Annotated in this window: 11 protein-coding genes; all 11 read right to left on the bottom strand. The window is 63.2% G+C overall.

The window, feature by feature from the left end; all coding sequences use genetic code 11:
• Positions 1-46: 46 nt before the first annotated feature.
• The 11 genes from CEY05_RS29755 to nuoE are packed head-to-tail and all read right to left on the bottom strand — an operon-like array spanning position 47 to position 12,245.
• Complete coding sequence (locus CEY05_RS29755) at positions 47-382, bottom strand: DUF2818 family protein (protein WP_088600891.1); 336 nt, start codon at positions 380-382, stop codon at positions 47-49.
• Between the two features lie 28 nt (positions 383-410).
• Positions 411-1,889, bottom strand: a complete 1,479-nt coding sequence (nuoN, locus tag CEY05_RS29750; protein WP_088600890.1) for an NADH-quinone oxidoreductase subunit NuoN — start codon at positions 1,887-1,889, stop codon at positions 411-413.
• Positions 1,890-1,902: 13 nt separating this feature from the next.
• A complete protein-coding gene (locus CEY05_RS29745; RefSeq protein WP_088600889.1) occupies positions 1,903-3,405 on the bottom strand; it encodes an NADH-quinone oxidoreductase subunit M in 1,503 nt (500 codons plus the stop codon).
• A complete protein-coding gene (gene nuoL / locus CEY05_RS29740; RefSeq protein WP_088600888.1) occupies positions 3,402-5,474 on the bottom strand; it encodes an NADH-quinone oxidoreductase subunit L in 2,073 nt (690 codons plus the stop codon). The genes CEY05_RS29745 and nuoL overlap by 4 nt, the downstream gene beginning before the upstream one ends.
• A 17-nt stretch (positions 5,475-5,491) precedes the next feature.
• A complete protein-coding gene (nuoK, locus tag CEY05_RS29735) occupies positions 5,492-5,800 on the bottom strand; it encodes an NADH-quinone oxidoreductase subunit NuoK (RefSeq protein ID WP_088600887.1) in 309 nt (102 codons plus the stop codon).
• On the bottom strand, positions 5,797-6,444 hold the full coding sequence (locus CEY05_RS29730; RefSeq protein ID WP_088600886.1) for an NADH-quinone oxidoreductase subunit J: 648 nt from the start codon (positions 6,442-6,444) through the stop codon (positions 5,797-5,799). The genes nuoK and CEY05_RS29730 overlap by 4 nt, the downstream gene beginning before the upstream one ends.
• A 16-nt stretch (positions 6,445-6,460) precedes the next feature.
• Positions 6,461-6,949, bottom strand: a complete 489-nt coding sequence (gene nuoI, locus CEY05_RS29725) for an NADH-quinone oxidoreductase subunit NuoI (RefSeq protein WP_057649724.1) — start codon at positions 6,947-6,949, stop codon at positions 6,461-6,463.
• 21 nt (positions 6,950-6,970) lie between these two features.
• The gene (nuoH, locus tag CEY05_RS29720; RefSeq protein ID WP_088600885.1) at positions 6,971-8,044 is read right to left on the bottom strand and encodes an NADH-quinone oxidoreductase subunit NuoH; all 1,074 of its coding nucleotides are present in this window, start codon (positions 8,042-8,044) and stop codon (positions 6,971-6,973) included.
• The gene (nuoG, locus tag CEY05_RS29715) at positions 8,044-10,371 is read right to left on the bottom strand and encodes an NADH-quinone oxidoreductase subunit NuoG (RefSeq protein ID WP_088600884.1); all 2,328 of its coding nucleotides are present in this window, start codon (positions 10,369-10,371) and stop codon (positions 8,044-8,046) included. The genes nuoH and nuoG overlap by 1 nt, the downstream gene beginning before the upstream one ends.
• Before the next feature lie 15 nt (positions 10,372-10,386).
• On the bottom strand, positions 10,387-11,754 hold the full coding sequence (gene nuoF, locus CEY05_RS29710) for an NADH-quinone oxidoreductase subunit NuoF (RefSeq protein WP_088600883.1): 1,368 nt from the start codon (positions 11,752-11,754) through the stop codon (positions 10,387-10,389).
• A complete protein-coding gene (nuoE, locus tag CEY05_RS29705; RefSeq protein WP_088600882.1) occupies positions 11,751-12,245 on the bottom strand; it encodes an NADH-quinone oxidoreductase subunit NuoE in 495 nt (164 codons plus the stop codon). Before nuoE ends, nuoF begins: the two co-directional genes overlap by 4 nt.
• Positions 12,246-12,319 lie beyond the last annotated feature (74 nt).

The raw sequence follows: 12,319 nt of genomic DNA, 5'->3' as shown, positions 1-12,319 counted from the left end.
TCCGTGAGGAAGGCGAAGTCGATGAGCGATCATGAAATCCGGGAAACTACGCGTCAGGGGCGCCGCGCTTGTGCCGTCTGTGCAGATACCGAATCACGAAGCCGGGATATCCAAGCACCAGGAACAGGCACAGGCCGATGGCATAGAACTGCCATCCCTGCGGAAACGGATTTCCAAGCGCCGACTCGAAGGCGAAGCCGATCAGGCCCACCACGACATAAAACACCAGCACCTCGAACATCCGCAGCCAGAACGGCTTGACGGCCGGTGCTCCGCCCTTGCGCCATGCAAACAACGCAAACACGCGTTCATTGAGAAAGGGAAGATTGGCGCTGACCGCGGCAAGCGCGATCAGCAGCCATACAGCAAGAGTCTGGTTCATCGATGACCGACGACAACGGCAGCGCCGTTCACAGACCCAGCGACGTCTGGATGGCGTGGATGCACGCCGCCATCAGCCCACCCGGCAACAGGCCCAGGACCAGCAGCAAGGCGCCATTGACGGACATCAGGCCACGTTGGGCAACCGTCGCACGCAGCGGCTGCGCTTCACCGACCGGCTCGTCGAAGTACACGACCTTGACCACGCGCAGGTAGTAGAACGCACCGATCAGCGAGAACATCACCGCAATGACGGCGATCGTCACGTGACCCGCCTGGATCAAGGGCTGCAACACCGCCAGCTTGGCATAGAAACCAACCGTGGGCGGCAAGCCGGTCAACGACACCATCAGCAGCAGCACGATGAACGCGTGCCACGGGCTGCGGCGGTTCAAACCCTTCAGGTCGTCGATGTTGTCGCACTCGAAACCATCGCGCGACAGCAGCAGCACCATACCGAAGCTGCCCAGCGTGGTCAGCACATAGGTGATCATGTAGAACAACGCCGCGCCGTAGGCATTGGCCGAACCTTCACGCCCCGCCACCACACCCGCGCTCAAGCCCAGCAGCACGAAGCCCATGTGCGAAATGGTCGAATAAGCCAGCATGCGCTTGAAGTTGCTCTGGGCGATGGCCGTGATGTTGCCGATGGCCAGCGAAAGCACCGCCAGGATCAGCAGCATGGGCTGCCAGTCCGTGGCCAGGCCATGCAGCGCTTCGACCAGCACCCGCAGGGTCATGGCAAACGCGGCCAGCTTGGGCGCGGCACCCAGCAACAGCGTCACCGCCGTGGGCGAACCGTCGTAAACGTCGGGCACCCACATATGGAACGGCGCGGCGCCCAGCTTGAACGCCAGGCCGGCGACGATGAACACCACACCGAACACCAGCGCCAGCTTCTGCGCCTTGCCCGCGGCGATGACCTCGCCCACTTGTTGCAGGTCCAGGTGGCCAGTCGCGCCGTAGATCATGGACATGCCGTACAGCAGGAAACCCGACGCCAGCGCGCCCAGCACGAAGTACTTCATCGCGGCCTCGGTGGCCGTGGCGTCGTCGCGACGCAGGGCGATCAGCGCGTACAGCGCCAGCGACATCAGTTCCAGCCCCAGGTAGATCGACAGCAGGTTACCCGAGGAGATCATCACCATCTGGCCCAGCAGGGCAAACAGCGCCAGCACATAGAGCTCGCCGCCACGCAGCATGTCGCGGCTTTGCGAGTAGATGCGGCCGTACACCAGCGTGACGCCAACAGCGATATATGACGCGATCTTCAGCAGATGGCTCAGGCCATCGGTGACGAACAGGCCGTCGAAGGTCCGGCCGGTAACGCCGTTGCTCCATTGCACTGCCGACACGATGGTCAGTATCACCAGCGTCAACAGGGACACCACGTAGGTGAGGAAGCGCGTCGGGTGGCCACTGACCGCATCGATCAGCAGAACCACCGCACCCATCACCAACAGGATGATCTCGGGTGCCGCCAAGGCAAAGTCGAATGAGGTTTGCATAGGGGTCTAAGTCTTACAGTTTCGACACGGCAACGTGTTGCATCAGGGCCTGAACCGAAGCGTGCATGACGTCGGTAAAGGGCTTGGGATAGATACCCATGTACAACACGGCGATAGCCATCACGCCCAGAATCAGGAATTCGCGGCGGTTGATATCGGTCAGGGCACGCACATGATCGTTGGCGATTTCGCCGAAGGCCACGCGCTTGACCATCCACAGCGAGTACGACGCGCCCAGGATCAGGGCGGTGGCGGCCAGCAGGCCGATCCAGAAGTTGTGCTCCACCGCGCCCATGATCACCATGAATTCACCAACGAAGCCGCTGGTGGCCGGCAGGCCGCTGTTGGCCATGGAGAACAGCACGAAGAAGGTGACGAAGCGCGGCATCGTGTTGACCACACCGCCGTAGTCGGCGATGCGGCGGCTGTGCACGCGGTCGTACAGCACGCCGATACACATGAACATCGCACCCGACACGAAGCCGTGCGAAATCATCTGCACGATGGCGCCTTCGATACCGGCGGTGTTGAACACGAAGAAGCCCAGGGTGACAAAGCCCATGTGCGCCACGGACGAGTACGCCACCAGCTTCTTCATGTCTTCCTGGACGATCGCCACCAGGCCGATGTAGATCACGGCGATCAGCGACAGCGTGATCATCATGCCGGCCAGGCTATGCGAGGCATCGGGAGCGATGGGCAGCGAGAACCGCAGGAAACCGTAGGCGCCCAGCTTCAGCATGATGGCGGCCAGCACGATGGAACCGCCGGTAGGCGCTTCCACGTGGGCATCCGGCAGCCAGGTATGCACCGGCCACATCGGCACCTTGACGGCGAAGGCCGCCAGCAGGGCCACGAAGATCAGGATCTGCGGGGTCATGCCCAACTTCAGGTTCTGCCAGGTGGCGATGTCGAACGAACCGCCCGACGTATTCCACAGGTAGATGAAGGCAATCAGCGTCAGCAGCGAACCGAGCAGCGTGTACAGGAAGAACTTGAAGGCCGCGTAGACGCGGTTGGGACCGCCCCACACGCCGACGATGATGTACATCGGGATCAGCGTGGCTTCGAAGAAGACGTAGAACAGCAGGCCGTCCATCGCCACGAACACGCCGATCATCAGGCCGGACAGGATCAGGAACGCCCCCATGTACTGCGCCACGCGGCTGGTGATCACTTCCCAGCCGGCCAGCACCACGATGATGGTGATGAAGGCGGTCAGCAGCACGAACCACAGCGAAATACCGTCGATACCAAGGTGGTAGTTGACGTTGAAGGAGGAAATCCAGGAGGCCTTCTCGACGAACTGCATGGCCGCGGACGACGTCTCGAAGCCGGTATACAGCGGAATCGTCACCAGGAAACCGGCGATCGCGCCGATCAGCGACAGTCCGAGCGTCAGGCCGCGTTTGTTGTCACCGCCCAGGGCCAGCACCAGCAGGCCGAAGACGATGGGCACAAAGACCGCGAGCGTAAGCCAGGGGAAAGTTTGGGATGCCATCTCGCTAGCCATCATTGGGGAATCAGTACGAAGAAGGTCACCAGGGCCAGGATGCCGATGATCATGGCGAAGGCGTAGTGATAGATGTAGCCGGACTGCAGGAGGCGGCTGACACTCGCCACCCAGCCCACCAGCTTGGCGCTGCCGTTGATGATCACGCCATCGATGAGGCCGCGGTCACCCGCCTGCCACAGGCCACGGCCCAGGCAGCGCGCGCCGCGTGCGATCACCTGCTCGTTGAACCAGTCGACGAAGTACTTGTTCTCGAGGATGCGGTTGATGCCGGACAGGCTGCTGTAGATCTTGGCCGGAACCTTCGGGTTGATCAGGTAGCAGTACCAGGCAACCACGGCGCCGGCGACCACCAGCCAGAACGGCAGCGTGGTGAAGGCGTGCGTGCCGAACTCGACCCAGCCGTGCCATTCCTCGGACAGCTCGTGCATGGCCGGGTGTTGCGGCAGCACGCTGATGACGCCGTTGAAGTACTTGCCGAACAGCATCGGATCGACCACCAGCGCGCCGATGACGACCGACGGAATGGCCAGCAGGATCAAGGGCAGCGTAACGACCCAGGGCGATTCATGCGGCGGACCGCTGTGATGGCCGTGGTCGTCGTGACCATGGTCGTCATGGGCGTGCGCATCGTGGCCATGGGCATCGTGGCCGTGAGCGTGATCGTCGTGGCCGTGGCCGTGATCATGTTCGTGCGTATCGAAACGCGGCTTGCCGTGGAACACCAGGAAGTACACCCGGAAGGAATACAGCGAGGTGACGAACACGCCGATCAGGGTGGCGTAGTGGGCAAAGCCCGCGCCCCACACGTCGGCGGCGCCGGCGGCCTCGATGATGTGTTCCTTCGAGTAGAAGCCCGAGAAGAACGGCGTGCCGACCAGTGCCAGCGTACCGATCAGGAACGTGATCCAGGTGATGGGCATGTACTTGCGCAGGCCACCCATGTTGCGGATGTCCTGGTCGTGGTGCATGCCGATGATCACCGAGCCCGCGCCCAGGAACAGCAGCGCCTTGAAGAACGCGTGGGTCATCAGGTGGAAGATAGCCACCGAGTAGGCCGACGCGCCCAGGGCAACCGTCATGTAGCCCAGCTGCGACAGCGTGGAGTACGCCACCACGCGCTTGATGTCGGTCTGGATGATGCCCAGGATGCCCAGGAACAGCGCGCCGATGGCGCCGATCACGATGATGAAGGACAGCGCGGTATCGGAGTGCTCGAACAGGGGCGAGAAACGCGCCACCATGAAGATGCCGGCCGTCACCATCGTCGCCGCGTGGATCAGCGCCGAGATCGGGGTCGGGCCTTCCATCGAGTCGGGCAGCCAGGCATGCAGGGGTACCTGCGCCGATTTACCCATGGCGCCGATGAACAGGCAGATACACGCCACCGTGATCATCATCCAGTCGGTGCCGGGGAAGGTCATGCCGGCCAGCTTGTCGGCTTGCGAGAACACGTCGCCGTACTGCATGGAACCCGCGTAGTGGAACAGCAGGCCGATGCCCAGCACGAAACCGAAGTCGCCGACCCGGTTGATCAGGAAGGCCTTCATGTTGGCGAAGATGGCGGTCTTGCGGGTGTACCAGAAGCCGATCAGCAGGTAGGACACCAGGCCCACGGCTTCCCAGCCGAAGAACAGCTGCACCATGTTGTTCGACATCACCAGCATCAGCATGGAGAAGGTGAACAGCGAGATGTAGGCGAAGAAGCGCTGGTAGCCGGGATCGTCGGCCATGTAGCCGATGGTGTAGATGTGCACCATCAGCGACACCGAGGTCACCACCACCATCATCATGGCCGACAGCGGGTCGATCAGGAAGCCGATGTTCAGCGGGGTGTTGCCGATCAGGCTCCACGTGTAGACCAGGCCGTCGAAGCGATGGCCGTTGAGCACATCGCCCAGCACCATGAAAGAGCCGACGGTGGAGATCAACACACCGAGGATGGTGATCATGTGCGCGCCGCGCCGCCCGATGGGACGGCCCAGGAAGCCGGTGCCGAACAGGCCGGCCAGGATGGCGCCTGCCAGCGGCGCCAGCGCGATGAGCAGGTACAGATTGGGTGAGCTAGACATTTTTTTCCCGGACTCCGTCAGCCCTTCAGGCGATCGAGTTCGTCAACGTTGATCGTGTTCAGGTTACGGAACAGCAGTACCAGAATCGCCAGGCCGATGGCCGCTTCCGCGGCTGCGACCGTGAGGATGAAGAACACGAAGACCTGACCGGCGAGGTCGCCGCTCCAGGTCGAGAACGCCACGAAGTTCATATTGACGGCCAGGAGCATCAGCTCCACGGACATCAGCAGAATGATCAGGTTGCGGCGGTTCAGGAAGATGCCGAAGATGCCGATGGCGAAAAGAATCGCCCCCAGTATCAGGTAATGGGCCAGCGTCAGCGTCATTGTTGTTCTCCTTGGGCGGGGGCGGCAGCGGCCTGGGCGGCGGCTTGCGCGCGTTCGCTCTGCGCCGGCATCTTGACGATGCGGAAGCGGTCCTGGGCGCGTACCTTGACGGCATCGCCGGGACTGAAGTACTTGACGTCGCGGCGGCGGCGCAGGGTCAGCGCGATGGCCGAGACCATGCCCACCAGCAGGATCGCCGCACCGATTTCGACGGCGTAGGTGTACTGGGTGTACATGGCGGTACCCAGGGCGCGGGCGTTGTTGTAGTCCGCGGCCATGGCGGCCGGGCCACCCGGCTGGTTCCAGGTGGTACCCAGCACGAAGGCCATTTCCAGCACCAGCACCAAGCCGACCACCAGGCCGATGGGCAGGTACTTCTTCAGGCCCGCGCGCAGGTCACCCATGCGGATGTCCAGCATCATCACCACGAACAGGAACAGCACCATCACCGCGCCCACATAGACCAGGACCAGCAGCAGCGCCAGGAATTCGGCGCCCAGCAGCATCCACAACAAGGCAGCGTTGAAGAAGACGAGGATCAGGTGCAGCACGGCGGTAACCGGGCTGCGTGCCGTGATCACACGGAAGGCGGCCACCACCAGGACGATGGCCAGCAGATAGAAAAGTACAGTCGTGAAAGTCATGGAGTCGTACCAGGCATCAACGGTATGGCGCGTCTTCGGTGCGACGACGGGCGATTTCGGTTTCGAACTGGTCACCCACCGCCAACAGCATGTCTTTGGTGAAGTACAGATCGCCGCGCTTTTCGCCGTGGTATTCGTGGATGTGCGTTTCCACGATGGAATCCACCGGACAGCTTTCTTCGCAGAATCCGCAGAAGATGCACTTGGTCAGGTCGATGTCGTAGCGCGAGGTGCGGCGCGAACCGTCGTCACGCACTTCCGACTCGATGGTGATGGCAAGCGCCGGGCACACCGCTTCGCACAGCTTGCAGGCGATGCAGCGCTCTTCCCCGTTGGGATAGCGGCGCAACGCGTGCAGGCCACGGAAACGCGGCGAAGCCGGCGTTTTTTCGTAGGGGTAACGCAGGGTCACCTTACGCTTGAAGAAATACTTGCCCGTCAGGCGCATGCCCTTGAGCAGTTCGGTCAGCAACAGACTGCCGAAGAAATCCTTGATCGCTTCCATAATCCAGCCTTTTCCTGTCGCTCAGCGCCAAATATTCCAGGGCGTCTGCATCCAGATCGCCACCACCAGCAGCCACACACCGGTCAGCGGGATGAAAATTTTCCAGCCCAGACGCATGATCTGGTCATAGCGGTAACGCGGGAACGATGCGCGGAACCACACGAACATCGAAACCACGACAAACGTCTTCAAGCCCAGCCAGATCCAGCCGGGGATCCAGGTCAGCGGCGCGATGTCGATGGGCGACATCCAGCCACCCAGGAACATGATCGATGCCAGGGCCGACAGCAGGATCATGTTGGCGTACTCACCCAGGAAGAACAGGGCGAAGGCCATACCCGAGTACTCGACCATGTGGCCGGCCACGATTTCCGATTCACCTTCCACCACGTCGAAGGGGTGGCGGTTGGTTTCGGCCACGGCCGAAACCACGTAGATCACGAACAGCGGCAGCAGCGGCAACCAGTTCCATGACAGGAAGGTAATGCCGTGCGAGGCGAACCAGCCCTTGCCCTGCCCCATCACGATCTCGTTCATGTTCAGGCTGCCCGACACCAGCAGCACCGTCACCAGCACGAAACCGATGGCCAGTTCATACGACACCATCTGCGCGGCGGCGCGCAGGGCGCCCAGGAACGCGTACTTGGAGTTCGACGCCCAGCCGGCCACGATCACGCCGTACACACCCACCGAGGTGATGGCCATGATGTACAGCAGGCCGGCGTTGACGTTGGCCAGCACTACCTGCGGACCGAAAGGCACCACCGCCCAGGCCGCCAGCGCCGGCATCAGCGTGACCACGGGGGCCAGGATGAACAGGACGCGGTTGGACTCGGTCGGAAGAATCACTTCCTTGGTCAGCAGCTTGAACACGTCCGCGAACGGCTGCGCCAGGCCCTTGATACCGACACGGTTGGGGCCGAGGCGCACGTGCATGAAACCGATCATCTTGCGTTCCCACAAGGTGAGATAAGCCACGCAAAGAATGATGGGCACCGCGATGACGACGATCTTGATGATCGTCCAGATGATCAGCCAGGGCGTCGCGCCCAACAAGGCCGTGCCCTGCGCTTCCAGGGTGTTGAGCCATTCCATCAGGCACGCTCCACGCTAATTTGACCAAAGGCACCACCCAGACCGGCGGTTTTCTCGAAGGCGGCCGCGACACGCACGGCGCGATCGGCAACCGCATCGTCCTGCACGGTTTCCAGTTCGATGCTGCCGGTAGCGCCGGCGATCTTCACCTTCACACCGGCGGTCAGCCCCAGGCCGGCCAGGGTGCGGCCGTTCATGCGGGCAGTCGGCGCGCGCGAAGCGGGCGCGGCCTGCAGCGCCTCGGAGCGGCGCACGATGGCGTCGGTACGGTAGATCGGCACATCGGCGACGCGTTCCAGGCCCGACAGCGCCTGGCCCACGCCGACAGCGGCGTTGATGCGGTTCGACAGACGGCCTTCGATGCCGCCGGACAAGGCCGCGTCGCGCACCGATTCCGAGGTCTCGTCGTCGAAGCCGGGCAGGTGCAGCACGTTGCCCAGCACGCGCAGCACCTTCCAGCCCGGACGGCTTTCGCCGTGCGGCGCCACGGTGCCCTTGAAGCTCTGCGCCAGGCCTTGGGCGTTGACGTAGGTGCCCGAGGTTTCCGTGAACGGCGCCACCGGCAGCATGACGTCGGCCCAGTCGGCCGCGGCCGAACGGTAGGAAGTCAGCGCCACCGCAAACTGCGCATCGCGCAAGGCAGCCACGGCTTGCGGGCCGTTGTCGGCATCCAGCAGCGGCTCGGCGTGCAGCACGACGTAGGCCTTGAGCGGGTCGGCCAGCATGGCGGCGGCGTTCTTGCCACCCTTGCCCGGCACGGCGCCGGCCAGGTAGCCGCCGACGGTGTTGCCGCCCGAGGTCAGGAACCCGAAGCGGGCACCCGCCAGTTCCGCGACGGCCTGGGCGTTGGCGGCCAGGGTCGAAGCCTCGCCCGAAGCCACGGCCATATTGCCCATGAACACGCCGGCATTGGCGCCGGAGGTCAGGCTGGCGGCGATCAGCTTGGCGTTTTCGCCAGGCGTCACGGACGCGAATTCAGCCGGCACGGCCTGGCCCTTCAACTGGGCCAGCGCCACGGCCACTTCGGCCAGGGCGCGCGGCAGCTCGGACGGTGCCACGGTCAGGCGCGCGGCCACCGGCAGCAGCGGATCGTCGGCCACGCTGTCGAGCAGCAGCACCTGGGTGCCGCGCTTGGCGGCCTGGCGCAGGCGTTGCGCGAACAGCGGGTGATCCTTGCGCAGGAAGGATCCGACGACCAGCACGCGGTCCAGCGTATCCAGGTCGGCGATCGGCATGCCCAGCCACGGCGCGCCATTGAGCGCGGCGTCGAAGGCCGAGTCCGTCTGGCGCAGGCGGAAGTCGATGTTTTCCGAACCGAGGGCGCGCACCAGGCGGCCCAGCAAGGCGAATTCTTCAGTGGTCGAGTATTCGGTGGCCAAGGCGCCGATCTGGCCGGCGCCGAAGCTGTCGCGTACGCGGGCCAGGCCCTGCCCCACGGTCTGCAGCGCATCGGCCCACGAGGCTTCGCGCCAGGTGCCGTCGGCGTTGCGGATCATCGGCACGCTCAGGCGGTCTTCGCTGTTCAGGCCTTCATACGAGAAACGGTCACGGTCGCTGATCCAGCACTCGTTGACGGCGTCATTCTCGAACGGCACCACGCGCAGCACTTCTTCGCCCTTCACCTGTACCACCAGGTTGGCGCCCACGCTGTCATGCGGGCTGACCGAGCGGCGCCGCGCCAGTTCCCAGGTACGGGCGCTGTAGCGGAACGGCTTGGAGGTCAGCGCGCCGACGGGACAGAGGTCGATCATGTTGCCGGACAGTTCCGACTCGATGGTGCGGCCCACGAAGGTGGTGATCTCGGAATGCTCGCCGCGGCCCAGCATGCCCAGTTCCATGACGCCGGCGATTTCCTGGCCGAAGCGCACGCAACGGGTGCAGTGGATGCAGCGGCTCATTTCCTCGGCCGACACCAGCGGGCCCAGGTCCTTGTGGAACACCACGCGCTTTTCTTCGTGATAGCGCGAGGCCGAGCCGCCGTAACCGACGGCCAGATCCTGCAGCTGGCACTCACCGCCCTGGTCGCAGATCGGGCAATCCAGCGGGTGGTTGATCAACAGGAATTCCATGACCGACTTTTGCGCGGCCTTGGCTTTTTCCGAATTGGTGAAGACCACCATGCCGTTGGTCACGGGCGTGGCGCAGGCCGGCAGGGCCTTGGGCGCCTTCTCCACTTCGACCAGGCACATGCGGCAATTGGCCGCGATGGAGAGCTTCTTGTGGTAGCAGAAATGCGGCACGTACTGCCCGACTTTCTGGGCTGCATGCATCACCATGCTGCCTTCGGGCACTTCTACCTTGTTGCCGTCGACGGTTAGTTCAACCATTGCTGTTCCTGGGACCTACAGATATTGCGGGACCACACACGACTTGTGCTCGATGTGGTGCGCGAATTCGTCACGAAAATGCTTCAGAAAGCCTCGTACCGGCATGGCGGCAGCGTCGCCCAGGGCGCAAATGGTGCGGCCCATGATGTTGCCGGCGACGTTGTCCAGCATGTCCAGGTCTTCCGGACGGCCGTGGCCGTGCTCGATACGCTGGACCATGCGGTACAGCCAGCCCGTGCCTTCACGGCACGGCGTGCACTGGCCGCAGCTTTCCTCGAAGTAGAAATAGGACAGTCGCAGCAGCGACTTGACCATGCAGCGCGTGTCGTCCATGACGATGACCGCGCCCGAACCCAGCATGGAACCCGCCTTGGCGATGGAGTCATAGTCCATCGTGGTTTCCATGATGATGTTGGCCGGCAGCACCGGTGCGCTGGAACCGCCAGGAATGACGGCCTTCAGCTGGCGTCCGCCCCGCATGCCGCCCGCCAGCTCCAGCAGCTTGGAGAACGGCGTGCCCATCGGGATCTCGTAGTTACCGGGACGTTCGACGTCGCCGGTGATCGAGAAGATCTTGGTGCCGCCGTTGTTGGGCTTGCCCACTTCCAGGTACTGCTGGCCGCCGTTGCGGATGATCCAGGGCACCGCCGCGAACGTTTCGGTGTTGTTGATCGTGGTGGGCTTGCCGTACAGGCCGAAGCTGGCCGGGAACGGCGGCTTGAAGCGCGGCTGGCCTTTCTTGCCTTCCAGCGATTCGAGCAGCGCGGTTTCCTCGCCGCAGATGTACGCACCGTAGCCGTGGAAGGCGTGCAGCTGGAAGCTGAACTCCGAACCCAGCAGCTTGTCACCCAGGAAGCCGGCGGCGCGCGCCTCTTCCAGCGCTTCCTCGAAACGGTCATAGACCTCGAAGATTTCGCCGTGGATGTAGTTGTAGCCCACCGAGATGCCCATCGCGAAGGCGGCGATGGCCATGCCTTCGATGACGATGTGCGGGTTGAAGCGCAGGATGTCGCGGTCCTTGAACGTGCCCGGTTCGCCCTCATCTGAATTGCAGACGAGATACTTCTGGCCCGGGAACGTACGCGGCATGAAGCTCCACTTCAGGCCGGTGGGGAAGCCTGCGCCGCCGCGGCCGCGCAGGCCCGACGCCTTGACTTCGGCGATCACGTCTTCCGGCTTCATGCCGGTGGTCAGGATCTTGCGCAGGGCTTCGTAGCCGCCGCGCTTGACGTACTCTTCCAGGCGCCAGTTCTGGCCATCCAGGCCGTCCAGGATCTGCGCACCGATATGGCGGCCGTGCAGGCACATGGACTGCGACAGGTCGTTGAGCGGATTGGGATCCAGGCCCTGGGAAAACTGACGGTACAAGTCCGGCGCGTTCATGCCGACTCTCCTTGCGTCTTCAAGCTGTCCACCAGCGCATCCAGCTTTTCTTCGGACATGCGCACGCACATGTGCTTGTTGTTCACGATCAGCACCGGAGAGTCGCCACAGGCGCCCATGCATTCGCCCTCGACCAGGGTGAACAGGCCGTCGGCCGTGGTGCCGCGGTAGTCGATGCCCAGCTTGCGCTTGAGGTAGTCGCCGGCCTTTTCGCCGTCACGCAGCGCGCAAGGCAGGTTGGTACAGACGCTGATCTTGTGCTTGCCCACCTTGTTCACGTCGAACATGTTGTAGAAGGTCGCGACCTCCTGCACGGCGATGGGGGGAACGCCAAGATAATTGGCCACGTCCTCGATGATCTCGGTCGACAACCAACCCTGCTCGTCCTGGGCGATCGCCAGGGAAGCCATGATGGCCGACTGCTTCTGATCGCCGGGGAACTTGGACAGTTCCCGGTCGATTTTCTGGTAAGCCTGTTCGGAAAGCAGCATAAGTTTGAATCCGGATTGAGCGAGAGACCCGTACAGGTACGGCGCAGGAGTCTCTCGGTTCGGGTCTTTCTTCT

Source organism: Achromobacter sp. HZ34, from assembly GCF_002209485.1.
GTDB lineage: Bacteria > Pseudomonadota > Gammaproteobacteria > Burkholderiales > Burkholderiaceae_B > Bordetella_C.
This window is presented reverse-complemented; position numbering and strand designations above follow the sequence as displayed.